19 protein-coding genes and 2 pseudogenes are annotated in these 25541 nt (G+C 69.5%); 5 read left to right on the top strand and 16 right to left on the bottom strand.

The features are described from left to right. Positions 1-75: 75 nt before the first annotated feature. From ACZ5SK_RS04680 to ACZ5SK_RS04670, 3 genes are all read right to left on the bottom strand, one after another. Entirely contained in the window at positions 76-546 is a 471-nt protein-coding gene (locus tag ACZ5SK_RS04680; protein ID WP_361706529.1) for a hypothetical protein, read from the bottom strand. Positions 547-618: 72 nt separating this feature from the next. Then, positions 619-1164, bottom strand: a complete 546-nt coding sequence (locus ACZ5SK_RS04675; protein WP_468575333.1) for a hypothetical protein — start codon at positions 1162-1164, stop codon at positions 619-621. A 213-nt stretch (positions 1165-1377) separates the two neighbouring features. After that, a complete protein-coding gene (locus ACZ5SK_RS04670) occupies positions 1378-2832 on the bottom strand; it encodes an APC family permease (RefSeq protein WP_334582696.1) in 1455 nt (484 codons plus the stop codon). A 198-nt stretch (positions 2833-3030) separates the two neighbouring features. Here ACZ5SK_RS04670 and ACZ5SK_RS04665 point away from each other — a divergent pair, with 198 nt between their 5' ends. Both ACZ5SK_RS04665 and ACZ5SK_RS04660 read left to right on the top strand, forming a co-directional pair. Next, positions 3031-4215, top strand: a complete 1185-nt coding sequence (locus ACZ5SK_RS04665; protein WP_334582697.1) for an ROK family transcriptional regulator — start codon at positions 3031-3033, stop codon at positions 4213-4215. A 144-nt stretch (positions 4216-4359) separates the two neighbouring features. Beyond that, positions 4360-7092 carry a glycoside hydrolase family 2 protein gene (locus tag ACZ5SK_RS04660; RefSeq protein ID WP_468575399.1) on the top strand — a complete coding sequence of 911 codons (2733 nt, stop codon included), beginning with the start codon at positions 4360-4362 and terminating at the stop codon, positions 7090-7092. A gap of 149 nt (positions 7093-7241) precedes the next feature. Here the strand turns inward: ACZ5SK_RS04660 and ACZ5SK_RS04655 are convergent, their stop codons facing one another. From ACZ5SK_RS04655 to ACZ5SK_RS04645, 3 genes and pseudogenes are all read right to left on the bottom strand, one after another. Beyond that, on the bottom strand, positions 7242-8531 hold the full coding sequence (locus ACZ5SK_RS04655) for an alginate lyase family protein (protein WP_334582699.1): 1290 nt from the start codon (positions 8529-8531) through the stop codon (positions 7242-7244). Between the two features lie 57 nt (positions 8532-8588). Beyond that, positions 8589-10238, bottom strand: a complete 1650-nt coding sequence (locus ACZ5SK_RS04650) for a glycosyl hydrolase family 28-related protein (protein WP_468156272.1) — start codon at positions 10236-10238, stop codon at positions 8589-8591. Positions 10239-10484: 246 nt separating this feature from the next. Then, positions 10485-11062, bottom strand: a pseudogene (locus ACZ5SK_RS04645) (substrate-binding domain-containing protein). Here ACZ5SK_RS04645 and ACZ5SK_RS04640 point away from each other — a divergent pair. Next, positions 11034-11660: a hypothetical protein gene (locus ACZ5SK_RS04640; RefSeq protein WP_361706539.1), complete on the top strand. Its 627-nt coding sequence runs from the start codon at positions 11034-11036 to the stop codon at positions 11658-11660. The pseudogene ACZ5SK_RS04645 and the gene ACZ5SK_RS04640 sit on opposite strands and share 29 nt — an antisense overlap. Here the strand turns inward: ACZ5SK_RS04640 and ACZ5SK_RS04635 are convergent. The 5 genes from ACZ5SK_RS04635 to ACZ5SK_RS04615 form a co-directional block, all read right to left on the bottom strand. Continuing rightward, positions 11545-13233, bottom strand: a complete 1689-nt coding sequence (locus ACZ5SK_RS04635; protein WP_361706542.1) for a hypothetical protein — start codon at positions 13231-13233, stop codon at positions 11545-11547. The genes ACZ5SK_RS04640 and ACZ5SK_RS04635 overlap by 116 nt on opposite strands. Positions 13234-13956: 723 nt before the next feature. Further along, the gene (locus ACZ5SK_RS04630; RefSeq protein ID WP_334582704.1) at positions 13957-14481 is read right to left on the bottom strand and encodes an NADPH-dependent F420 reductase; all 525 of its coding nucleotides are present in this window, start codon (positions 14479-14481) and stop codon (positions 13957-13959) included. A 74-nt stretch (positions 14482-14555) separates the two neighbouring features. Further along, entirely contained in the window at positions 14556-15149 is a 594-nt protein-coding gene (locus ACZ5SK_RS04625) for a TetR/AcrR family transcriptional regulator (protein WP_334582705.1), read from the bottom strand. Positions 15150-15397: 248 nt separating this feature from the next. After that, on the bottom strand, positions 15398-16237 hold the full coding sequence (locus ACZ5SK_RS04620; RefSeq protein WP_334582707.1) for a helix-turn-helix transcriptional regulator: 840 nt from the start codon (positions 16235-16237) through the stop codon (positions 15398-15400). 359 nt (positions 16238-16596) lie between these two features. Next, entirely contained in the window at positions 16597-17562 is a 966-nt protein-coding gene (locus ACZ5SK_RS04615) for an SDR family oxidoreductase (RefSeq protein ID WP_334582708.1), read from the bottom strand. A 91-nt stretch (positions 17563-17653) separates the two neighbouring features. Between ACZ5SK_RS04615 and ACZ5SK_RS04610 the strand changes: the two genes are divergently transcribed. After that, positions 17654-17971: a hypothetical protein gene (locus ACZ5SK_RS04610; RefSeq protein ID WP_334582709.1), complete on the top strand. Its 318-nt coding sequence runs from the start codon at positions 17654-17656 to the stop codon at positions 17969-17971. A gap of 61 nt (positions 17972-18032) precedes the next feature. Here ACZ5SK_RS04610 and ACZ5SK_RS04605 read toward each other — a convergent pair. From ACZ5SK_RS04605 to ACZ5SK_RS04585, 5 genes and pseudogenes are all read right to left on the bottom strand, one after another. Further along, positions 18033-19225, bottom strand: a pseudogene (locus tag ACZ5SK_RS04605) (sensor histidine kinase). Between the two features lie 155 nt (positions 19226-19380). Then, positions 19381-21438, bottom strand: a complete 2058-nt coding sequence (locus ACZ5SK_RS04600; protein WP_361706552.1) for an RICIN domain-containing protein — start codon at positions 21436-21438, stop codon at positions 19381-19383. Positions 21439-21721: 283 nt separating this feature from the next. After that, positions 21722-22786: a LacI family DNA-binding transcriptional regulator gene (locus tag ACZ5SK_RS04595; protein ID WP_334582712.1), complete on the bottom strand. Its 1065-nt coding sequence runs from the start codon at positions 22784-22786 to the stop codon at positions 21722-21724. Between the two features lie 965 nt (positions 22787-23751). Then, the gene (locus tag ACZ5SK_RS04590; RefSeq protein ID WP_334582713.1) at positions 23752-23874 is read right to left on the bottom strand and encodes a hypothetical protein; all 123 of its coding nucleotides are present in this window, start codon (positions 23872-23874) and stop codon (positions 23752-23754) included. Between the two features lie 9 nt (positions 23875-23883). Continuing rightward, the gene (locus ACZ5SK_RS04585) at positions 23884-24507 is read right to left on the bottom strand and encodes an ABC transporter permease (protein WP_334582714.1); all 624 of its coding nucleotides are present in this window, start codon (positions 24505-24507) and stop codon (positions 23884-23886) included. A gap of 276 nt (positions 24508-24783) precedes the next feature. Here ACZ5SK_RS04585 and ACZ5SK_RS04580 point away from each other — a divergent pair, with 276 nt between their 5' ends. Continuing rightward, positions 24784-25371: a 3'-5' exonuclease gene (locus tag ACZ5SK_RS04580; RefSeq protein WP_334582715.1), complete on the top strand. Its 588-nt coding sequence runs from the start codon at positions 24784-24786 to the stop codon at positions 25369-25371. Positions 25372-25541 lie beyond the last annotated feature (170 nt).

Below are 25541 nucleotides of genomic sequence, written 5' to 3'. Positions count from 1 at the left end.
TTGCCTGGAGGCATCGTTGCGCTCCAGGCAACTCGACACGATAGCTACCCAATGCAATCAGTGGGGTTCTTCTCGTTACTCTCTGGCGTCCAGTGGAGTTCCACTCGGACCAATCGCGGGCCAAATCGTGTCGGAGAACATCACCCTGCGAGCCGCCCACTCATGAGCGCAGCGACCCGCCGAATGCCCGTAGGCACCGTCCAGCAGGAACACGACTCCGCCGCTGCGGGCGATCTTCTTCAGCGCCGGGTCCAGTCGCGGGGCGCGGGCGGACAGCGGGGTGAGGACTTCCAGCACCCAGCGGCGCACGGTGGAGGCGGAGACGTGGTTGCCGCCGGCCATGTCGGCCAGGCGCTGGTCGTGGCGGAGCACGGCGAGCAGGACAACCGCCTGGGCGCCCGGGGTGAGCTTGCGCCACCGGGTGCCCAGCTGGTTGCGTCGGCGGCGTATCAGGCCGGCGACGAGATCGATGGTCCGCTTCGACAGCGGGAGACGGACCTGGTAGACGACATCCTGAGGGCCTTCGGCAGGCTGGTTTTTCGTCACAGATTCACCAACTCCCGCCGGGGGCCGTCTTGTTACGGCCGGAATCGGCCGGTCCGCCACTGCCCTGACCGGTCAGCGCGTCAGATAGCGTCCCGAGCCGGTCCGCGAGATCCAGCCCCGGTCGGCGAGTTTGCGCAGCTGCCCGCGCACCGGCTCCACCTTCGCCGGTGTCGTCTCCCTGCCCAGCGCGACCGCGACGTCCCTGGCCATCACCGGACCGTCCGAACCGGCCACGATCTCCATGATCCGCCGGTACTCCGGGGTGAGGACCTCCACCCCCATGCCCTCGACACGGTCCGGCACCAGCCGCATCCCACCCGCACCCGGACCAGCCACCACCGGCTCCGGCTCCGGCTCCGGCTCCGGCTCCGGCTCCGGCTCCGGCTCCGGCTCCGGCTCCGGCTCGATGATGCCGGACGGCTGCCGCCCGCCGTCGGTCACCTCGGCCCACTGCCCGAAGACGACCTCGGCGGCCTCCAGCCGGGCCACCTCCACCTCGATCCCCGCCAGTTCCTTGCGCAGCAGTTCAGCCCGCTCGGCCAGGTACATCCGCCGCTCGACCGTCCACGTCAGCACGTCCAGGATGCAGATGCCTCCCGCGCAGAAGCTACGGGGCAAGCCGAGGCCCGCACCCGGGAAGCGCAGAAGACGCCCCTGACGGACGATCACGTGCTGTCGATCTCCGCTCCGACCAGCACGAGCACCCCATCGAGACGGCACGCCAGCCCCGCTGACCAGCAGGAATCAGGATAACGGGGCCTCATTCCTCACCGCCCCCACACCGGCGCCGTGGTGGACGTCGCGCGTGACGTCGTGGAACCCGTCCCGTCCTCACGTCCCCGCGGGCTCCGTGTCCGGGGTCGGTGCGGTGAGGTACTCCTCCGTGATCTCCTTCGGTCCGAAGGGCCACACCTTCTCCAGGCGTGCCCAGATGATGTAGGCGATACAGCCGAGGACGAGCCAGGCGAGGGACCATTCGATGGGATGGCGGCCCGGGGAGTTCTTGTCCGCGTATCCGTAGATGGTGAGCCAGCCCGCGAGGGCGAGGAAACTGGGCAGCGGGTACAGCCACATGCGGTAAGGGCGGCGGAGGGTCGGTTGGCGCTTGCGGAGGACCGAGAGGGCGAGCACCTGGGCCAGCGCCTGGACGATCACCATGACCGTGGTGAGGAGTTGTATGAGCGTGGCCAGGTCGGTGTGGCGGCCGATCAGGAAGCCGATCGCCGTGATGACGCCCATGGTCGCCAGGCCCATCGTCGGGAAGCGGTGCCGGGGGTGCAGTTTGGCGTACGGGCGGAAGAAGACCCGGTCGCGGGCGGCGTCGTACGGAACGCGTGAGCCGCCCAGCAGACCGGTGAAGACCGAGGCGAACGCTGTGATGAGGATCAGGACCGTGACCGTGTCCGCGGCGCCCTTGCCCCAGGTTTCCTCCATGACCGCCGAGGCCACGGACGTGGAGGCGATGTCGCCCGGGTCTGTCATCCGGTGCCAGTCGATGACGCCGAGCGTGCCGATCTGCAGGAGAAGGTAGATCGCCATGATGCCGAGGATCGAGAAGACGATGGAGCGGGGCAGAGCACGGCCCGGGTCCTTGATCTCCGCGCCCATGTAAGCGCTCGTGTTGTAACCCAGATAGTCGTAGATACCGATCGTCAGGCCCGCGGCGAAGCCGATCCAGAAGTGGTTGCTCGCGAAGTCGAAGGCGTGCGCCGGGTAGGTGAAGGCCAGGTGCGCGCTGAAGTCGGTCGCCGCGGCCACGATCACCAGGACGACCGAGGTGATCATGACCGCCCACATGACGGCGGTGATGCGGGCGATGTGCTCTATGCCCCGCCAGAGGAGGACCACCACCAGGGCGACGATGCCAACACCTATGAGATCGCCCGTTGTCCTGCCCATGTCGGGGGCCAGATAGCCCAGGTACTGGACGAACCCGACCACGCCCGTGGACATGATCAGCGGGATGAAGAGCATCGCCGTCCACACGAACAGGAACGGCATGAGGCGGCCTGTGCGGTACTGGAAGGCCTGGCGCAGATACACGTAACTGCCGCCCGAGCCGGGCATCGACGCGCCCAGCTCGGCCCAGACGAGTCCGTCTGCGAGCGCCAGCACGGCGCCCGCGACGAAGCCGATGACCGCCTGTGGGCCGCCGAACGCGGCGACCATCAGCGGGATCGTCACGAACGGCCCGATGCCGCACATCTGGCTCATGTTGATGGCGGTTGCCTGGAACAGGCCAACGCTGCGGACGAAACCACCGGTGGGTGGACGGCTACCGGACATGGGTCCTCCTGAAGCAAGACGCGGGGAGAGGTACGACGTGAAGGCCGACGTCTGTCGGCGGCCTCTTGACAAGGGCGGCGGGTGACCGGCCGGCGCTGGGCTCCCCTTGGCTCGCCCGGCGACGCTGACTGGGCGATAAAGTTAAGGAGCCTTACTAGATGCGTCAAGAGGGTGTCATGAATGCGTGAGAATGGTGCGATGCCCGCCAGCGACGCCGCCGAGCAGCCGGAACAGCCCTGGAACCGTCAGCGGCTGCGCAGCACCAACGAGCGACTGCTCCTCGACCGACTGCGCACCGGCGGCGCCGCCTCGCGCGCCCAACTCGCCCGCGAGACGGGCCTGTCGAAACCGACGGTCTCCAGCGCTCTGGCGGCGCTGGAGCAGGCCGGGCTCGTCCGCGAGGTGGGCACCCTTGCACCGGAGCGCGGCCGGGTGGCCGTCCTGTACGCCCCCGATCCTGCGGCCGGATACGCCCTGGGTATCGACATCGGCCGCAGTTGGCTGCGCGTGGCCGTCGCCGATCTGGACGGCGCCCTGGTCGCGCGCGCCGATGTGCGCAACCGGGCGCGCAGCTCGGGTGCCGTGGCCGACCTGGTGGTCTCCACGGCACGGCAGGTCGTCGCCAACTCCGGTGCCGGCGCGGACAAGGTGGCGCACGCGGTGGTGGGCACGCCCGGCGTGTACGACGAGAAGCAGCGCCGGGTGCGGTACGCGATGCATCTGCCCGGATGGGGCCGGGCGGGCCTCTTCGACCGGATGCGTGAGGAACTCGGCATCCCGCTGGAGGTGCACAACGACGCCAACCTCGCGGCACTGGGTGAGTACACCTTCGGTGTCGGCGCGGGCAGCCGCCTGTTCACGTACATCATGATCGGTACGGGTCTCGGCATGGGCGTCGTCAGTGAGGGGCGGCTGTTCACGGGCGCGCACGGCGGGGCCGGGGAGATCGGGTTCCTGCCGTGGCCGGGGCAGCAGAAGCCGGAGACGCTGGAGGACGCGGTGTCGGGCGTGGCCGTCGTCGAGGCGGCGCGGCACTTCGGGATGACCGGGCAGCAGCTCACCGCGAAGGCCGTGTTCGACGCGGCACGACAGGGAAATCCCGCCGCGGCAGCGGCCGTTCGCCTGGAGGGCGAGCGGATCGCCCACACAGTCGCGGCCGCCGCCGCTGTGCTCGACCCCGATCTGGTGGTCCTCGGCGGAGGCGTGGGCCACAGCATCGACCTGCTGCTGCGGCCGGTGCGCGAGACCCTGCGTACGCTCACGCCGTTGCGGCCGAAGATCGTACCCGGCCGGCTGGGCGAGGATGCCGTGCTGCTCGGCGCGGTGGCGACGGCTCTGGGGACGGCGCGGGACGCGGTGTTCGAGCGGCGCTCGGCTTCCTGAAGCCGGGCCACTCCCCCGCCCCCGCGGGCAGGGCGGTGATTGACATGGCTTACCCAGCCACTTAGCTTATGGGTCAGTTAGTAAGGTTTCCTAACTTGCAGTGCCGTAGCGCGGATGCTCCCCCGACCTTCCAAGGAGACCACCGTGTTCCACCGCCCTGCTTCCGGGCCCGGCCGGCGCTTCGCCACGGCCGCCGTCGCCCTGGGCCTCGTGTGCACCCTCTCGACCAGCGCGTGTGCAGGGGAACTCCGTCCCTGGTCGGCTGTGGTTCAGCGCGCCCGGGCCACAGCGGTGGCTTCCACCGCGGGAAGCGCCACCGCCCTTTCCGGGTACGCGATCCAGTCGACGGCCAAGGTCACCGACTCGGCGGCCGATGTCTCCCGTCCCGGCTATCCGGCAGGCGACTGGTACCCGGCGGGGTCCCGCTCCACGGTCCTCGCGGCGCTGCTCTCGGACGGGAATTACGCCGACCCGTTCTACTCCACCAATCAGCAGAAGATCCCGAAAGCCGACTTCCAGGTCCCCTGGTGGTACCGCTCGGACTTCACGGTCACCGACACCACCGAGCGCAGCTACCTGGACTTCAGCGGGGTGATCTCGGCGGCCGACGTCTACGTCAACGGCGAGCAGGTCGCCAAGGCCGCCGACGTGGCGGGCGCCTACACACACCACGAGCTGGACATCACCTCGCTGGTGCGGGCGGGCACGAACACCGTCGCCTTCCGCATCCGGCCCAACGACCCGAACAAGAACCTGACCATGGGCTGGATCGACTGGCTCGAGCCGCCGCCCGACGAGAACATGGGCATCGTCCGCGACGTCCTCGTCCGCCGTGGCGGCCCGGTCGCGCTGCGCGACGCGCATGTGGTGACCAAGCTCGCCGTACCGTCGCTCGCCTCCGCGGACCTGACGGTCAAGGCGCAGGCGCGCAACGACACGAACTCCGGTGTCACGGCCACGGTCTCCGGCACCATCGGGTCGGCCACCTTCACGAAGACCGTCCCGCTCGCCGCGCACGAGACGAAGGCGGTCACCTTCACGCCGGCCGACTTCCCTGCCCTGCGTCTGACGTCCCCGAAGGTGTGGTGGCCGGCCGGCATGGGCGGACAGCCTCTGTACGGCCTCGATCTGACCGCCTCCGTCTCCGGCGCCCCCTCCGACACCGCCCACGAGGACTTCGGCATCCGCGACGTGAAGGCACCTCTCGACTCCGATGGCGCACGGCAGTACAGCGTCAACGGCCGCAAGCTGCTCATCAAGGGCGGCGGCTGGTCCCCCGACGAGTTCCTGCGCTGGGACAAGACCTATGTCGAGGACCGGCTGAAGTACGCGCTCGACCTGGGCCTGAACACGATCCGCCTCGAAGGGCACATCGAGCCGGACGAGTTCTTCGACCTCGCGGACCGGTACGGCATCCTCACGCTGCCCGGCTGGGAGTGCTGCGACAAGTGGGAGGGCAACGTCAACGGTGGCGAGTCGGGCGACAAGTGGACCGCCGCCGACTATCCCGTCGCCAAGGCGTCGATGGCCGCCGAGGCCGCGCGCCTGCGTGACCACCCGAGCGTCATCTCGTTCCTCATCGGCAGCGACTTCGCGCCGGACGCCGCGATCGAGAAGAACTACCTCGACGCCCTGAAGGCAGCCGACTGGCCGACACCAGTGGTCCCTGCCGCATCCGACAAGTCCTCGCCGGTCAGCGGCAGTTCGGGCATGAAGATGACCGGGCCGTATGACTGGATCCCGCCGAACTACTGGTACGCCAAGCGCGAGGGCGGCGCGACAGGCTTCAACTCCGAGACCAGTGCGGGCCCCGACATCCCCACGCTCGACACGCTGCGCCGGATGATGTCCCCCGCCGAGCAGGACACCCTCTGGAAGAACCCGAACGCCAAGCAGTACCACCGCTCGCCGTCGTCGACCTTCGGCACCCTCAAGCTCTACGACGACGCCCTGACCGGCCGCTACGGCCCACCGACCGGGCTCACGGACTACGTACGCAAGGCACAGCTCACCCAGTACGAGAACGTGCGTGCGCAGTACGAGGCGTATGGGCGGAACGCCACCGACTCCTCCAAGCCCGCGACCGGAGTCATCTACTGGATGTTCAACAGCGGATGGACCTCGCTGCACTGGCAGTTGATGGACCGATACCTCGATCAGGGCGGCGCTTACTTCGGTGCCAAGAAGGCGAACGAGCCGCTGCACATCCAGTACTCGTACGACGACAACTCGGTCGTGGTGGTGAACAGCCGGCACGCGTCCGCGTCCGGCCTCACGGCCCGGGTCACGCTGTTCAACACCGACGGTTCGCAGAAGTACGACAGGACGGCGGCCGGGGTGAGTGTGGGCGGGGACGGTGCGCGCAGCACCGCGCTCACGGTGCCCGCCTCGGTGAGCGGACTGTCGACGACGTACCTTGCGCGTCTGACCCTCACCGACTCCACAGGCAAGGAGGTCAGCCGCAACGTCTACTGGCTGTCCACCAAGGCCGACACCCTCGACTGGGCCAACACCGACTGGTACTACACGCCGACTACGAGCTACGCGGACCTCAGGGGGCTCAACTCGATGGCGCAGGTGCCGGTTTCGGCGTCGGCTTCGACCTCGTCCGGCCCGGGCGGCACGTCCACGACGACGGTCATCGTACGGAACACGGGGACCGGGAAGACGCCGTCGCTGCTCACCGATGTACACCTCGTGGATTCAACGGGCAAGTCCGTGCTACCGGTTCAGTGGTCCGACAACCAAGTCAGCCTGTGGCCGGGCGAGTCGACGACTCTGAGGGCCACCTACCGGACGCCTGATCTGCACGGGGCCGCGCCTCAGGTGCGGGTATCGGGGTGGAACACCCCGGAGCAGACCGTGCCGGCACTCTAGGACTCCGTCAGCTTGTCTGATGATCCTCAGCTGGGCTCAGATATGGAAACGCGACTCTCTCCAGATCCTTTTCGGCTCGATGCCGTGGCGGTCGAGGTCAGGGGCACACGTGCGATGCGCGGCTGCCCCCCGGACCGGGCAGCCGCCGATCAGCCCGCGATGGAGTCCAGTTGTTCTGCCGCCGGGCGCAGGGCCCACAGGTCACCGCCCGGCGGGTCCTCCAGCAGTGGAACTGCCTGCCGTGCCCGTACATCACCGGCATCGGCGGCCGCATGGACGACGTCGTCCGCCGCGTACCGGAGGAATCCGAGCTCCTGATACGGCCAAGCGGCCGATCCCGTCGCGGCGGGCAGGAGGAAGTCCACCGCCTTGAACAGGCTCTGTCCGTCCGGGCCCCGGTACGCCCAGAGGTTCACGCCGACGTGCCGGCCGATGGCCGCGAGCCGGGTGTGGGCGACCAGGGCGAAGGCCGAGTAGTGCCAGCTTCTGGTCCGCGCCAGCTCCTGCGGCTGGCCGCCGTCGGACGCGATCTGCGGCGCGATGCGTGTGCGCGGCACGTTCAGGACGGTTCGACGGGCCAGGTCCTTGTCGCCGGTCGCGTAGGCGAGTGCGGCGAGCTGCATGTCGTAGAAGGTGCCGTGGTTGTTGGCCGCGGCCGCCTCGTCCTTGCCGAAGTCGCTGTTCCTGAGCCAGTCGAGGAAGTCGCTGTTCCACTTCGCCATGCCGGAACGGTCCTTCGTGGTCCAGCCAGGGGCGCCGGTGTCCAGGAGGGCGAGCGCGTCGAGGACGCCGGTGAAGGACTGTGAGAAGTCGATGATGCCGATGGCACGGCCGTCGTACTTGCAGGGAATGAACTGCGCGTGGTTCAGGTTCGGGTTCATCCTCGTGGCCGGGGCGAGGAACCAAGTGCGCAGCACCTGTCCGGCCTTCTCGGCGTACCGCTCCTCGCCGGTGTAGTACCAGGCGAGGGCGAGGTCGTACGTGGCGTCGAAGGTCTTCTCGACGTCCTGGCGGTCGGTGCCGGTGTCGACCTCGGGGTTGCGCTCGCCGTCGCGTTGCACGTAGGGGCAGCCCCAGGGGTTGTCGGCGGTCGGGGGCTTGGAGGGCCACCAGTAGGGGGCCTGGCTGAGGTAGTCGTGGACGTCGCCGCCGGGCGCGGGCCGTGGTTTGTCGACGACCGTCCAGGGTCCCTGGCTCAGCCATCTGTCGGCTCGGTCCGTCAACGCCTCGACGGCCGGGCGTAGTTGAGGGTCACCGCGGTCCACGCGGAGCTTGGTCAGATGGAGCCGGGCGCCGTCCAGTACGGTTGTGTGCGGGACCTCGGGCGTGACCTCCGCCGTCACCCGCGCCGAGGCGGTGGGGACGGCGGCGCCGACGGCGAACGCGGCGAAGGCCACCAGGAGGACGCCCAGCCGTGACACTGCCGGGGGTGCGCTCATCGATCCACTCCGTTCATGTCCGTTCATGCGGGCGAACATGCGGTGGTGACGCGCGTGCTAGAGCGCGCGCTGTGCCGCGTGCAGATTCCGCGGCCGAACCGCGTGAGGGGTGCCGTAAAGCTCCAGGCGGCTGTGGAGGTCGCCGGTGAGGTCGGGGACGTCGATCTGGTCGAACTCCCTGACCTCGTCGATGCCGACGGTGGCGGAGTACGGTGCCAGGCCGTCGATCCTGACCAGTCCCGCGCGGCCGTTGGTGACGCGGATGTTCCAGTGGGCGAAGCGGGCTCCGAACAGGGGGCCGGCGCTCGCGTCACCGCCGTGGCGGCCGTTGTTGTTCAGGGTGATGTCGGTGCGGACGTTGGCGAAGGGCAGTCCGCGGTGGCTGTCGAAGGTGCCCATCCGCATGTCGCCGCGGGACCAGACGTTGTACGAGGACAGGCCCTCGACGTTGATGCCGTGCAGTTGGGTGTTCGCGGGGGCGGGGCCGGTGCGCTCCTCGATCGTGAAGTCCTCGACGAGGTTGTCGTGCGAGCCCTCACGGCAGAAGTAGGGGTGGTGGGAGCCGCGGCCGGTGACACGTGTCCGGCGCAGGGTGCACGCGGAGGCGGACACGAGGCCGAATCCGTTGTCGACGTGCCGGACCGTCACGTCGTCCACCCAGCAGTCGTACGCGCACTGCAGGACGACCCCGTTGTGCCCCTTGTCCAGCAGATGCGGCTGCTGCGGGGTCTCCATCGCCTCAAGGGTCAGCCCCTCGACTCCGCAGCCTGTCAACTCCGTTACGTGCGTGGTTAGTTGAGGGACCCACTCCGGGCGTACGTCGAGTGGGAGCGGGCGTTCGAGGGTGACCTTTCGGCCCCGGACCCGGGTGATGCGGACGGGCCACTCGTAGGGGACGTACGACGTCAGCTTCGTCTTGTCGTCCCAGATGTAGGCCTCCGGCCCGGGGCCGCCGCCGCACATGTGCTCCAGGAGTGTGTGATCCGCGTCGTCGGCCAGCCGGAGGAGAACCAGGGTGCCGGGGCGCAGTGACGACGGGTTTGTGACCGTGATCGTCCATGAGCCCTGTCGGGCCGGGGCGATCGCCGTGAGCGGGCGCCACTCGTCGCGCCGGTTGCCCGTCCATCCCTCGAAGGGCCACGCCTTCGCCCTGATCGCGGCGACGAGAGAGGACCAGCGGGCCTCGGGAGCCAGCCAGATCAGGCCTCCGGCCCATGACCAGCCCGACTTGTCGCCGCCGTAGCGGGAGCCGTACGCGCCGATGAGCTCGGTGAGGTTCTTCGTCGCGTACAGGGTCGTACGGCCGCTGCCGGCGCCCTTGAGAATCACGTTCGACCGGCCCAGGCGGATCACGTCGTCGATGCGGAACGTGCCGGGCGGAATGGTGACCGTGCCACCGCCGACCCTGCCTGCAGCGGCGATGGCACGGTTGATCGCGGGGGCGGAGTCGGTCGTGCCGTCCGCCACGGCGCCGAAGGCTCGTACGTCGGCGACAGCGGGGCGGCAGGGAAGGCGGATCGCCCCGCCGCGGCAGCCTGCCCGGCCGATGTAGGGGATCTGCGGGTGAGTGAAGGGTGTGCGCGTGAACTCCCGCCAGAGGAGCGGGGTGCCGGTCGGCCGCGTTCCCGAGTCGACTGCCGCCGCGGTGCCGGTACCGGCCGCTACGGCGATGGCGCCGCCCAGGGCGGCGCGCCTGGTCACGCCCATGGTCATGCTCATGACATTCAGATCGCCGATATCGGCTGCGTGTGCGTCTCTCATGTCCGTTCGCCCTTCCCATGCTGCTTCATGGATATGAACGACGTTCAGATGGGTGCTGAGCGGTGAGCATGCCATGACGCACTTGAGGACGAAAGGGCTTGTGCAGCCTTAATTGGTTTGAACCTTTAAGGGGAGAGGTTCCCCGTCCGGTCAGATGAGTGAACCAGCCAGATCCTCCGTCTTTTCCCGGACTCAAGGTGCCGGCGGCGGGCCGCTGCTCTCCCGGACCACCAGTTGCGTCGCCACCTCCACCCGCGTCGTCTCCGGCTGCTCGCCGGACAGCAGTCGCAGCACCATCGGGGCCGCGAGCGCGGTCATGTCGGCCAGCGGAGTGCGGACCGTCGTCAGGCGTGGGGTGACCCAATCCGCGAAGGGGAGGTCGTCGAAGCCGATCACACTGACGTCGGCGGGACGCGCAGGCCCAGTTCGGCGGCAGCCCGATAGGCGCCCAGCGCCTGATGGTCGCTGCCGGCGAAGATCGCCGTCGGACGTTCTGGCAACGACAGGATGTCCAGGGCGTGTTGGTGCGCGAGGCCGTGGGTGAAGTCGCCGTAGCGCACCAGCTCGGCGTCGAAGGGCAGGCCGGCCTCCGCCAGAGCCGAGCGGTAGCCGTCGACCCGGGCCCGGGAGGTGAGCCGGCGCTCCGGGCCACTGATGATCGCGATGCGTCGGTGACCGAGCTCGACGAGGTGGCGAGTCGCGGCCGGTCCGCCGGGCCAGTTCGTCGCGCCCACCCACGGCGTGCCCGGCGCGGGTTCGTCGATCGGCATTTCCGAGGTCCACATCGACCTCGGCGGAGCGAACTGCACCCGGGTGGCCGACCTGCTCCAGCCGCTCTCCCGGGAGAAGGCCGTCACCACCGTCCTGCCCATCGACCCGGGCTTCGCCACGTTCGGCAAGGACGACAAGCTCCTGATGCTGCCGGCCCCGGCCTGGTTCGGCGACCTCATGTTCGGCCCCGCCTTCAAGGTGTCCAAGGGACGGATCGCCGCCGCCCCCATGCCCACCTGGCCCGGCGAGAGCAAGCCGTACGCGGGGCAGGTAGGCGGCGGCGCCTTCCTCGTCTCCGCGCATGCCGGTGCGCGCACCGAGCAGGCGACGGACCTGGTGCGCTGGATGACCACCGACGTCCTTCCGCCCCGAGGCGCCAGGGCGCGCAGGCCGGCTGCAGGCACCGCCGGGCGCCAGGGGCGGACAGCACCATCCGTGACGAGCCCCCGGGCGGCCGAGACGCCGTACGCGCGGCCGTCCCTCACCCGGCCGGCCGGCAGCCGCGATCGTCGACCGGCCCTGCGACATAGTCCGAGGTCAGCCGGTAGACGCCCGCCCGGGGCGCGGTCAGCCGGGTCCACGGGCCCGCCGCGCTGACGCACGCGCCCTCGGCCCGCAACCACGGCGAATACGCGATCCGCACGGTGCTCGCCCCAGCGCGAGGCATCCTCAGTGTCAGCTCGGCCTCGCCCGCTTGCTCCAGTTCGGCCGGGGCGGAGACCAGCGGCAGAGTGTCGCGAACGCGATAGATCTTCCAGTAGCGGTCGTGCCAGACGAGCTCCAGCCAGTCCTGTCCCTCCTTGATCAGAGCGGTCTCCCGCTCCGCGGACCGGTCCGGTGTGCCGTCGTGCAGGACGACGTAGCCCACCGCCCACTGGCGCAGCCAGGCGTGGTAACGCGGCCCGTCGAGCTCGCCCTCGTAGAACAGGCGTCCCCGTTCCACGTCCAACTGCTGATTCCAGCCCCGCATCAGTTCGACGTGCGGGCCGAGGAGGGTGGCTCCACGATGGTCGCGATCCGTCGGCAGCTCGACCCGGCCTCGGTTCGCGCCGAGCCGGGCGAGCGCGGCGAGCACTCCGTCGGTGTGCGTGACCCAGCCCGGCACGGGGTCCGGGCTCCGCAGATGCATCAGCGACGTCACACAGAGATAGGAGACGGAGAGAGCGGTCACCAGCGTCATCGCGCGCACATGGGCTCGAGGTACGCCGTTCCGGGTGGCTCCGGAGCGGCGGTGCAGCGCGGCCGCCAGCAAAACCGCGGGCGCGAAGAGCAGGGCGAGCCGCTCCACGTTGTTCCCGATCGGAGAGGGGACCAGCCAGGTCAGGACGACCCCGGCGGCGTACAGGGCGCTGCTTGCCCGCACCACCCGCCACTTGCGCGGGGCTGCCCACACCACTGCGGCGGAAAGCAGCGCGGGCAGGATCATGCGGCCCGCGGCCATGGGCTGTTCGCCCTGGAAGGGGAACAGCAAAGTCGTCAAGCCGACGACGGCGACCGGCGGCAGAGTCAGGGCGAGACACTTGCCGTACTGCCGCGCGACCAGATATCCGGCACCCGCCACCAGCAGGAAGAGCCCGGCCACCGGGCTGCCCATGGTCGCGAACAGCGCCCCGCACACAGCGACGGCAAGCCGGGCGGGCCGGGGCGCGCGGTCGGCCACGGCGAGCAGACCCGCGAGAGCGAAGGCCAGGCCGAGGGCGAACGTGGTGCGGCCGAGCACGACGTTGTACCAGAGGCCCAACGCACCGACCAGCGCGGGCCACAGCGGCACGCGCGCGACGGTGCGCTCCAGCAGCATGGCCAGCATCCAGGTGGCGCTGATCCCGGACATCACGGAGACAGCACGGACGCCGAGCAGCGCCATCAAGTGCGGTGATATGACGCTGTAGTTGACGGTGTGGACCCCGCCGAACCAGAAAAGCCCGTACGGCGTGTCCGGGTGCCTGCCCACGAACCCCGCCCACGCGTACTGCGCGGCGAGGTCGCCGCCGTCCGTCGCAAGAACGGCGTCCCACCCCCAGTACAGGGGGAGGACGGCGGCGATGACGAGGAGCGGGACGCGGTACCTCGCCGGCCCGGGCGACCAGCGCAGTGCCGGTGACGATGGTGGTGGCGGTGGCGGTGGTTGCAGTGAGGCGGGGGCGGACAGAGTGGAGGACCGTATGGACATATCAGCTTTCCCGGTGCGGTACGGACGCCGTGCGAGCCCGCCGAGGAATTTCGTTGCCCTGAGGGCTCCTCAAAGTCGCGGACCTGCGCAGGCGTCACGGCCGGGCCTCTCCCGTCCCTCGTGCCCGCTCGCCCGTCGCGCACCACTCCAGCGCGTCGGCCCGTCGGTCGGCTCTCCCGCGTGCCGCCACCGGACGCCAGGCACGATCGGTCGACGCGCCGACGCCGCCGACGACGCGCAGCACGCCCGTATCAGCTCGCCTCCCGCCCGCTGCGGCAGCGTTGAACCACGCTGCGCGGACTGCGCAACTTGCTGACAGCGCCAGCACCAAGAGGCCGACATCATGCACTGAACCGCTCCGGAATCGGTGGGGGATCCGGGCTGGGGCCTCCTACCCAAGCGGACTGCGGACATGAGTCGGATCGCGCCTCCGACCATGATCCGGACCATTCCCGGGCCAGCAACCCTCCCCCGGCTTCGGCAGAGGCTATTTCCACAGATCAGCCACATGCAAGGCGGGTACCTCAGTAGACGAAAAACCTGCTGGTGTCGTACTCACCGAAGAAGCTGGGCTTCTTCTAGAGGCACGAAAAAGGCGCCTGAACTGGGCTTTTGCCCGCCAGGCGCCTTCCCCTCGGCCGGCCAAAAGCAAGGACCGACTTGCGCCATAACTCCCAGTTCCTCCCACCGCTGTCCCGCTCCTGACCAGTGCTTCCGGACCAGTCACGGACCAAACCCCGACTCACCCTTCAGACCCCGCGCCCTGGCTGACGCGGTCCCACTCCTGCATGGACTGCTCGATGCGGGGCTGTTCGGCTGCTGGCGCCAGGAGTCGGCCGGCGTGCCGGCGTCGTAGGGGTCGAAGCCGGTGTCGTCCACCAGGCTCATGGCCACCTTCCGCGCCTCCTCGGAGTCGCCGGCGACGGGGAGGGCGAGGCGGCCGGGCGTTCCGGCCGGAACGCCCCGGGTGCGCTGGGTTTCTGCCAGGGCGGCGTTCCACGCCTTGACCACGGGGCGGCCGAGTAGCTCGGCGGTGTACACGCTCTCCACCTGGCCGTTGTCCACCGCCTCGATCGGCTCGCTGAGCATGCCGGGGTAGTAGTTCGAGGTGTCGATGACCACCATCTCGTCGGGCACCGACGCGAACAGGTCCGTCAGCTGGCCCGCCACCCCGAACGGGATCGACAGGACGATGACGTCCCGGCCCTGGACGGCGTCGGCGAGGTCCGCCGCGCGCCCTCCGGACACCAGCACCTCCGCCCGGACGGCCTCAGGGCCGCGGGCGTCGGCCACCTGGACGTCGGAGCGGGGCGCCTGGCGATTTACGCCTGGGTGTCCTGCTGTCGGTAGCCGCTCGCGATGAGCGTGCGCAGCCGGTCGAGGGACTCCTCCTCGGTACCGGTGCCCTTGATCCAGGCAACGGAGCAGGCCGCGAGGAACAGGTCGTGCCCCCGCACTGACGCGCGCACGCGCCCCGCGAGCTGTGCGGCTCGCACGTACTGATCGGTGGCGGAGATGAGGATGTCGCAGGGAATCGTCAGCGGGTTGTCCGGCTCCTGCGCCCGGGCCGCGGCCATGAGCGGGTCCGGCAGCCCGCTGAAGGCGCTGAAGTACTCCTCCATCGCCCGCAGCCACTGCTCCAGCGCCTCGGCCGGGTCGCCGAGCTGATCGATGTCCGCCCGGCGGGCCACCAGTTCCTGGGAGCGTGTCTGCAGCACGGCCGCCAGCAGCGCTTCCCGAGTGGGGAAGTGCCGGTACAGGGTGCCGGGCCCGACGCCCGCCTCCTTGGCCACCGCCTCCAGGGAAGTGCCGACCCCGTACTGCAGGAAGTGACACTGCGCGGTCTCCAGGAGAGCAGCGCGGTTGCGCTGAACGTCCGCGCGGGGCTTGCGCCCCCGCAGTTCACCGGCGCTCATGCGCCCTCCTGCCTGTCCTGATCCTGCGGCCGCATCAAAACGGATGCTGCCTCCGTACTTGGTCGAGAGTAAAACGGAGGCAGCGTCCGGTCAAACCGGCGGCCTGAGCGCGGAGCCCGGACATCGCAGGGGGGCCACCATATTTGGCCGTAGATCGCAGGACAGAAGGGGTGCGGGCTGCACCGTTCCAGCGTGCCCTTGTCCGGCCCCTCCCGCGCCGAGCCCGGCCCGGTACCCGGTCCAGGACGTCAGGGGGTGAGCTGCTGGTGCCCTATGACGGAGAGCAGTTCGAGTTTGCTGTGGCTCTCGGTGCCGGGGCGGGTGGTCAGCACCACCAGGGTCTGGGCGCGGTTCTCGGTGTACAGGAGCTGGGCGTCGACGTCGATGCGGCCGAGTTCGGGATGGAGGATGGTCTTGCAGTCGTCGTAGCGTTGGGCGACCTCCTGGAGTTCCCACATGCGGACGAACTCGGGGCTGTGTTCCTGGAGTTCGGCGAGGATCCGGGCGGCTCGAGGGGTGTCGCTGCCCGCTGTCAGCGCGGCCCGCAGGCGCGCTGCCTGGGCACGACCGTGGCGTTCGTGACTCTCCTCGGGAACCCACAGCCGCTCGGCCGGGTCCATGAACCAGCGGTAGAAGCCGCTGCCGGCCAGACCGGTGTGGCGGGTCTGGTCGCCGAGCAGCGCCACGGCCAAGGGGTTCATCGCGAGGGTGTCGACCAGGTCGGTCTGCACCAGGGCTGGGGTGTCGTCGAGGCGGTCCAGGACCCGCATCAGGGGCGGGCTGACATGTTCGGAGCGGTGGCAGCGGGCCGGGGCGTTGTGGCCGATGAGGACGAAGAGATGGTCGCGTTCGTCCAGGGACAGCCGCAGTGCACGGGCGAGAGCCGCGGTGATCTGGACTGAGGGCTGCGGGGCACGCTGCTGTTCCAGCCGGGCGTAGTAGTCGGTGGACATGCCGGCGAGCTGCGCGACCTCCTCGCGGCGCAACCCCTGCGTACGCCTGCGCGGCCCCTCGACCAGCCCGACGTCGCGGGGCCGCAGCGCCTCACGCCTGTGGCGCAGGAATTCCGCCAGTTCCTTCTTGTCCATGCCGTCCATCCTCGCCGCAACCCGCCCGGCTATCCAGAGACCGCCGATCCATGGCTGAGCCCTCCTCTCCCACCCGCGCGAAGCCGCTCGTACGGCCGACTGGCCGACGCGAGGGCGCGCGCGGCGAGACGACCCGATGATCACCTACCCCTGCATGACCCGCTGGGCAATTCGCCGGCTGTCGGCGGTGCGCCGCAGGCCGTCGGCATGGAAGGCGGCCTGCGGCGACGGACTCCGTCGAGGACCCCTGATGCTTTGCACGGCCCCCGGGCCTCGTCGCCCGGCCTGGCCGATAGGACGAGGTTCGTCGTGTGACGGCGCTCGCCTGCTGTTGTTTCCCGTCGGAAACAACAGATCGGTCAGCTGCCGCTGATCATGGCGAGGACGTCGTCGTAGGAGCCGTTGGCCTGCGCGTCGCGGATGAAACTGGCGCGCTCTCCGACCAGCTCCTTCGCGTCGGGCTTCTCCCGCAGCAGGTCGAGGGTCTCGGTGAGGAAGTCGTCCAGCGGCATGGAGTGTTCGCTGTCCTGCTGGCCCATCAGGGTCGTGCGCACGCCCGGCGGGACCACCTCGATCACCTGGACGCCGGCGTCAGCACCGGCGAGCTGGATGCGCAGGCTCTCGGAGAAGGAGTGCAGCGCGGCCTTGGTCGCGCTATAGGTCGGGGTGCTCTGATACGGGACGAACGCCAGCGCCGAGGTGACGTTCATGACGACCGCGTCGTCCTTGCCCACCAGCAGCGGCAGGAAGGCGTACGTCATCCGGATCGTGCCGAGCAGGTTGACGGTGACGTGGTCCTCAGCGACCGGGAGTCCGGCCGGGTCGAGGAGGTTCTCCCGCAGCATGATGCCGGCGTTGTTGACCAGGACGTTCAGCCCTGGGTGGCTCGCCGCCACGGTCTCACGGGCCCGGGCGATCGAGTCGGGGTCCGCCACATCGAGGACGAGCGCGTCGATGCCCGGGTGCTCGGCCGTGATCTCGTCGAGGAGCTCCTTGCGCCGGCCGGCGACGATCACCTTGTTGCCGGCCTCGTGCAGACGCAGGGCCAGACCGAGGCCGATGCCCGAGGTTCCGCCGGTGATCAGGATCGTGTTGCCGGTGATCTTCATGGGGGTCTTGCTCCTTCGGTACGGCGGGCCGGTGAGCGCCCGCAACCTCGACCGTAGGGGCGCCCGCGCAGGGGCGGGAGAGGACGGCTTGTCCATGGATCGGCGGTCCCTGGCTGAGCCGTGGAAGGCGCCCCTGCCGGTCAGCGCCCCCAGACCGGGCGCAGGGAGCCGCCGGTAGGAGACCCCGGTGGCCAGGATCACAGTCTGTGCGGTCACGGCGGATCCGTCGTTGGACCGCAGCACCCGCGCGGGACCTGGCCGACTCCAGCGTCCGCGAGCCTGCGCGGCATACGGGCATGAGCATCGTTTGGTCGCCGTCTTCCGCGCCGCGGCCGAGGAACAGACCGTGGCGCTGAGCTACGTCATCCTTCGGCCGCATCAGCACACCACGCTGGAACGAGCAGCCAGCCGCACCGGCGACGCTCTGACCGACCCCGAACCGATCCAGTCGTTGCACGACCAGTTCAGCAACCTGGGCGGCTACGAGACCCACGTCCTGGATTCCAGCAACATGACCGCCGAGGCGACCGCCGAAAGCGTCCTGGAAGGCATCGCGCGAGGTATCTATCTCCTCGACCCCGACGACAGCAGCACCGACGCGGGCGACCCGATCCACAACTCTTGATCATTGCTCTCGGGGTGCGAGCCGCTGATCGGGTGCCTGCGCGGAACACCCTGTTCCGACATCAGCTTCCCTGCCTCACGGCGGGGAGGAGGGCCAGGACCTCCCAGCCGTGGTCCTTGCGGGGGCCGGTGTGAAGCGTGCCGCCGAGGGCGGTGACGCGTTCGGCGAGACCGACGATGCCGAAGCCTCCGCCGCGGGCGGCGTACGGCATCGGGGCGCCTCCGCGGCCGTTGTCGCGCACCGTCACGTGCAGGTTGTCGTCGGCGTGCGTGAGGGCGACGGTGATTTCGGTGGCGTCGGAGGCGTGGCGGCGTACGTTCGTGAGGGCTTCCTGGACGACGCGGTAGGCGGCGGCCTGGACTTCGTGGGGCAGGTTGCGGGGCAGTGAGGCGTCGCGGTGCAGTTCGGCCTTCAGACCGGTCGGGCCGCCGAACCCGTCGACCAGTTCCGCGAGGGCTGTCAGGTCGCCCACCGGGTGGCTTGCGCCCGGCTCGTCGAGCCGGGCCGTTTGCTCCGGGTCATCGCGCAGGATACCGACGGTCAACCGCATGGAGTTGAGCGCCTCGGTCGCCGCGTGCTCGATTCCCGCGAGGACCGGGTCCAGGCGATCTGGTTCGCTGCTGACCATCATGCGGGCCATCTGTGTCTGGATCAGGATGCCCGTGACGTGGTGGGCGACAAAGTCGTGCAGGTCAGCGGCCATGGCGAGGCGTTCGGAGCAGCGGGTCTCGGCGACCGCGACGCCGCGCCTGTGGTCCAGGGTGCGCAGGTAGCCGCCGAGTCCGGCGGTGATGCCGGCCAGCAGCGCTACTGTCAGCGCGACGCCCAGGATCAGACTGTCGTCCTGGGTGCCGGTCGCGTAGAAGCGCAGCGGCGCCGCGATGGCTGCCGCGCCGGTGAGTACGGCGCACAGGGCCGCCCACCGTGGTGGGCCGGTACGGACGGTGATCATCAGCAGGCAGAGCAGGACCGCCACCTCCCCTGGGCCGAACTTGCGTATCGGCTCGGTGTTCGTGCCGACGGCGGTCAAGGCCAGGGAAACACCCGCTGGTACGGCGGTGCGCAGTTGGGGGGTGAGCCATGCGGGCTGAGGGGCGGAGGGCCAGAGAATTGCTGCGAGGCCGAGCGACAGGAGCAGGAGCACCGGCCAGAGCGTTTGCCGTTGGCGACGGCGATGAGCACGTCCGTGGCGGCCAGCAGGACCAGCGTGGTGGTACCCACCGCACGCAGGCAGCCCTGCCGACGGCTCCGCATCGTGGTGGGGCAGGCAGTCGCAGGCAGGAGATTCACATCGGTCACCGTAGGGAGGAGCGGTCGGCTGCGCCTCGGCCGATCGGCCGGGGCGGTCGCCAGGCGCAGGAACCGCTTCCCGGTGATTCCTGCGCCTGGTCATGGCCCGGTTGGAGCCGTCAGTTGATCCGGACGATCTTCCAGAGCTGGTCGTCGAGGTTGGCGGTGCCCCACTGGACGACGGCTGCCCCGTTGGCGGTGGAGGACTGGGCGACTCCGGCGACGAGGGTGCTGTTCACGTTCCGGAGTTTGTAGTAGCCGCCCCCCGAGTCGGTGAGGGTCCATTTCTGGGAGTCGGCGCTGGAGGCGGTGTTCTGGACGACGGCCGCGCCCGCAGCGGTGGAGGAGCCTTGGATGTCGAGGTTGAGGTTGCTCTTGGCGTTCTTGATGGTCCAGGCGCCGCTGCCGGCGGACTGGAAGGTGAAGAGCTGGCAGGCGCAGGCCGTGTTCTGCCACTGGCCGACGGCGGTGCCGGCGGTGGTGGAGCCGCCCGGGATGTCGAGGTACTTGCCGCTGTTCTTGTTCACCAGGACGTACTGGCCGGTGCCCAGGGGCGGCAGGGCGGTCTGGGAGAGGTTCCAGCGCTGGCAGGCGCAGCCGGTGGCGTCCCACTGCCCGGCGGTGGTGCCAACCGTGGTGGAGGCGTTCGGGATCTCCAGGTACTTGCCGGTCAGCCGGTTGACGAGGGTGAAGCCGCCCGCGGGGTTCGGAGCGGCCGCCCACTCATGGTCGGTGGTGCCGTTGTCGTCCCACTGCAGGACCTTGGCGCCGTTGGCGGTGGACTGGTTCTCCACGCCCAGGACCTTGCCGCTGGCCACGTTGAAGATCTTGAAGTAGCCCGAGGACTGCTGGACGAACCGCCACTGCTGGTCGGTGGCGTTGTCGGCGTTCTGCTGAGTGGCGTAGGCGCCGTTGGTGGTGGAACCGCCCACGATGGTGAGCAACTGGCCGCTGCCCGCGTTGGAGACGGTGTAGGCAGCGCCGTCGGAGATGCCGCCGCCCAGATCGATCGTGCTGTAGGCGACCGGGTTGGAGAGGTTGCTGCCGCCGCGTCCGGCGCTGAGGATCAGCAGGCTGTGCCCGTCGGGCAGAGAGGTCATGCCGCGGCTGTAGCCGCCGGCCAGGTTGGCGCTGATGCGCGTCCAGGTGTTCGCGGCGCCGTTCTGCGTGTTGATGAACAGGTCGTCGGCGCTGTTGGCGCTGACGACGAGGGTGCCGCCCGCGCCCCCGGTGGGCAGCCAGGTCAGGTAGGGAGCGCTCTGGGGCACCACGCCGTCCGTCGTCCGCAACGGGATGCCGGTGACCGAGCCGAACGCCTCCGGGTCGGAAGAGATCTTGTAGTAGACGGAGAAGTTGCCCTCGGGAGCGCCGCCGTACTCGTACGACAGGACGTAGTTGCCGTTCGGCAGTTTCGCGACGGTCGGCATGCCCGGGCGGTCGCTGGAGGTGGACATCGCCACGTCGTCGACGACAGAGCCCCAGGTGCGGGCGTCTGTGGAGACCTGGTGCACGATCTTCTGGCCGTGGGCGGGGTCGCGCTGGTCGGAGTAGTAGACGACGAGCTTGCCCCCGGAGACCAGGAAGAACGGCTCCCAGACCGGGGTGTTGCCGTTCGTGTCGAAGGCGGCGCCACCGGTGGCGATGTTGCTGACGAAGCTCCAGGTCTGACCGCGGTCGGTGCTGGCGTACAGGTCGATCTTGGTGGCCGACCGGTCGGAGGGCACCGAGTCGCCCGCGGCCAGGATGGTCCCGGCCGGGAAGTCACCTATGGCCGTGGGCAGTTCGAAGAGCTCGGGCTGCCAGCGCATGCCCCAGCCGTTCTGGGTGTCGGCGATGTCGGAGAGCTTGCTCCAGGAGTTGCCGTTGTCGGTGCTGCGGTAGATGGGGAAGACGGGTGTGCCGGAGGTGTACTGCTCGAAGGTGGCGAGCAGGGTGCCGTTGGCCGATCCGTTGTGCTGCAGGCGCAGCGCCCGCGGATACAGCGAACCGGGCGACGGCGCACCCGCGGGCGGGGTGTACATCGTCTGCGAGGGACGCGAGAGGGCCTGCGCCCGCCCCGCGGCCGGCAGCATCATCGTCGCCGCGGCGACGATCAGCGCCAGGAACAGGAACAGCAGGCTTGTGGGGCGGGAACGCTGAGCGGCGCCGGGTCTGGCGCCCAACAGTGCAGGGGACATGTGCGGCTCTCAGGAAAGGGAAGGGATGGAACGGGTGGGGACGTGATTGGGACGGGTTGGAACGGGTCAGGACGGGTCAGGTCGGTGCCTGCCGTCCAGGACGGATCCGGGCGGGAAGCGGCAAGCCCGGAAGGCGCGTCCGCCGCGTACGGCGTACGAGAACGACGGCGTCGCGACGGCGCGGGGATCGGGTCGGCCGGTCTCTCGATGAGACAGCCGGTGTGAGGGGGCAAAGCGGTGCCGGGGGCGTGCGGGTGTGCTCCCTGCTGCTGCCGGGGTGCTGTCAGGCGGTGCGCGTGTCCGCTGTGTCGGGGTGGGACGGCGGAGGCGCGGTCGAGCCGCGGACGACGAGTTCGACCGGTGCGTCGCTCGCCTGCGGCAGGTCGGTGTCGGGCTTCTCGATCGCGTGCACGAGAAGGCGGATGCCTTCCCGGGCCGCGGCCTCGAAGGGCTGGCGCACGGTGGTCAGGGGAGGAGAGACGTAGGCGAAGACCGGGTTGCCGTCGAAGCCGACGACACTGATGTCCTCAGGTACGCGGCGCCCGGCTTCCCGCAGGGCGTGGATGAGGCCGATGGCCATCTCGTCGCCCGCCGCGAAGATGGCGGTCACGGACCTGTCCGGCGCCAGCGCCCGGCCGGCGGCATATCCGGAGGCGGCCGACCAGTCGCCGTTGAGCAGCGGGGGCTCGTGTGCGCCGCGTGCCGCAAGCGCTGCCCGCCATCCTTCGATGCGGTCCTTGGTGGCGTACCAGCGCCGCGGGCCGGCGAGGTGATGAACGGTCTCGTGCCCCAGGTCCAGCAGATGTTCGGTGGCCGCCCGCGCCAGTTCGTGTGCGCCCACACCCACGGTCACGGTGCGGGTGGCGGTGAAGGCCGGCGGTGCCCCCAGGAAGAGGACGGGGACGTCGACGCGGACGCTGACGTCACCTTCCACGATGGGTTCGGAGACGATGAAGCCGTCCACGCCTTGCTCAAGCAGTGACTCCACGGCACCCGCGATGCCCGCGGGGTCGCCATCCGGTGTGTTGACCACACGGAGCGCGTAACCCGCGTCGCGCACCGCCCGCTCGATGTGCACGAGCAGTGAAGCGGTCCCGTACCCGACGGTGCCCAGGGCGACCACGCCGATGGAGCCGGTACGCCCGGAGGCCAGTGTCCTGGCCGCCTGGTTCAGCCGGTAGCCGAGTTCCTCAGCGGCTGCGAGGACCTTTGTACGGGCCTCCGCGGAGACATACGGCTCGTTGTTGAGGACCCGGGACACCGTCTTGCGCGACACCCCGGCCAGGCGGGCCACGTCAGCGCTGCGCGGCACAGAGGAGCCCTCGCTTCGTCCCACCACTGCTGCCATGAAGTCTCCCGACGGCCGTGCGTCTGCATCGAAGGAGGTCAACTGTATGACCACGCGGTCTGACCGCGGGGTCATGTCTACGTAGCCGACAGCTACACGTCAAGGGTTCGCGCAGTATCGATTCCGGCGGGCGGCAGCGGATTCGACGAAGGGCGGCTGATCGGCGACGGGTTGCGCCGCCACCTTGAGGGGGGTCACCGCTGTCGGGTATACATACTGGTCAAACAGCAGAATCTCACTCGCAAGTCCGCTCACGAAGCGAAGTCGTCGTTCCCGTCCGACGGTAAGCCGTCCGACTTCTCGACATGCACGGTCGGCCCTGCACTCAGTTCGAAGGGGCTTGACAGCGACTCCCGGGAGCACCCAGTCTTCCTCGCAATCGCCGGTCGCATTTGTTCGGTCGTGTTGACTGTTGGGCGCGTGGACGACCGCTTCCCCGTCACACCCCGCCGGGCCGACATGCCGCCTGGGCACGGCGGCCCTGTCAGGAGCCGACATGCACTCTTCCTCCGAGCCGCACCTGGCAGGACGCCGCCCAGACGCTGATATCGCGGGGGTGTGCGTGACCCATGAGGACATGGCGATGCCGACGGGCAGGAAGAGAAGGAACAGTGCCCGGCGACGTCTGCGCACGGCCTGGTCCATGAAAATGCTTCTCCGTGATGGCAGGAGGACCTCTGCACCAGCGTGTGCCGACGTCGGTGCTGTGCAGTCGCATGCATGCATGCATGCCAGAGAAGTCGACCGCGGCTCCGGCCGGAGACGGGCGTGGCCTGGCCAGTACGGCGGAGTGTGATCACGTCGGCCCGCGTCGGCGCGCCCTACCGGAGCCGCCATGACGTGCGGCCCAGCGGAGACCGACGTACTGGACGTGCGCGGCGCATCGGCCGCTCGGTCCCTGCTCGCCACGCGACCGTACGGCCGTAGGCGCGGTGTGTCTACGGCCGTACGGTGACCCGCTCGGCCTACTCGGACTTGATGGCCGTGAGCATGTTCAGCCGGGCCGCGCTGCGGGCCGGCCACATGGCTGCCAGCAGCCCGACCAGTGCCGCCAGCAGCAGGAAGAGCCCGAACCTGCCCCACGGCAACGTCAGCGCCTATCCCGGGATGTCCGCCTTCGTGACCTCGCAGACCGCCCAGCCCAGGAAGGCTCCGACCGCGATGCCGATCACGGCGCCGAAGAGGGAGATGACCACGGCCTCCAGCTGGATCATCCGCGTCACGCCCCGCCGGTCGAGCCCGACGGCACGCAGCATGGTGAACGTGTTGGCGATCAGGAAGACGCTGACCAAGAGCGCGACGCCGGCGAAGGCGAACAGGATCCCATTGAGCAACCTGGCGTCTCCCTCCACCGTTTTGGCCTCCTCGTCGACGAGTTGCCGGCCCGTCTCGGCCTTCGCGAAGTCCGGGAGCGTCTTGCCGATGGCGGCGGCGAGCTCGGTACTCGAAACGCCGGGGGCGGCGGTGACGGTGACGTACTCATAGAAGCCCGGCTGGCGGAACAGCCGCTGAGCGACCGGCGTCTCGAACAGCACCAGACTGCCGCCACTCGCCACCAGTTCGTCGTCGGTGGTGAAGATGCCGGAGAGCTTGTACGTCCTGGCCGGGCCCTTGAGGGCGACGGGCACGGTGTCGCCGACGTGGTAGCCACCCTTGTCGGCGGTGTCCTTGTCGAGCGCGACCTGTCCGGCACCCTTGGGCCCGCTGCCGCCGGTGAACACGTAGAGCGGGTCCTTGCCGGCCTTCCCCGGTGCGAAGTTGGCGGCCGAGTTGATCAGGCCACTGGCGATGAGCCCGCCGTCCCTGTCGGCGCAGGGCCCGTGAGACCCGCGACGGCGGGGACATGTCCAGCGTGCGTTCTCCCTAGTACTCCAGCAGCGTTGCCAGTTCAGATCGAGGCATGAGGTCCGAGTCGAAGAGGTTGTTGTCGGCGGTGACGCGTGGATATGAAGAAATCGGGGTGCCGGATCCGAGCTCGCGTCCCTACCCTCGGCCCCATGCGCCACGAATCCGTCCTGCTGAACGTCATCGATGTGGAAGCCACCTGCTGGAATGGACAGCCGCCGCCCGGCTCCGTGAACGAGATCATCGAGATCGGTCTCACCGTCGTGGACGTGGCGGCACGGCGCCGCGTGTCCCGGCACCGTGTCCTGGTCCGACCCACCCGGTCGACGGTGAGCGACTTCTGCACCGAACTGACCGGACTGACCCAAGCCGAGGTGGAACGCGGCGTCACCTTCGCCGAGGCCTGCCGGATCCTCGTCGAGGAGTACGGGGCCGGCGAGCGCCCCTGGACGAGCTGGGGCGAGTACGACCGCCGGCAGTTCGCCCGGCAGAGCCAGGCCGACGCAGTGGCCTACCCCTTCGGCTATCCAACGGAGCGCACCCACACCAACGCCAAGGCCGTGTTCGCCGCGGCCTACGGACTGCGCAAGAAGCCCGGCATGGACCACGCCCTGCAGATCGCCGGACTACCGCTCGAGGGACGACATCACCGCGGCGAGGACGACGCGTGGAACATCGCCGCACTCGTCCTCGATCTGTTGGACCGCGGGGCATGGCCGGTCACAGCCACAGTCGTCTAGAAGTTCCGTTGGCTCAAGGTGTGGGGTCGGCTTACCGAGCCACTCGACCGAACAAGCGCGTCAACAGCGATCGCTTCCGGACCGGCTCGGTCAGGGTCGACCGGGCCGCCTGCCGTCGTACACCGACAACCAGGGCCTCCTGCCGATCGGTTCGCATTGCGATCCCGAGC

The sequence above is a fragment of the Streptomyces sp. NPDC031474 genome (genome assembly GCF_055581185.1).
The sequence above is the reverse complement of the archived record's forward strand: the minus strand, read 5'-3'. Positions and strand labels throughout refer to the sequence as shown.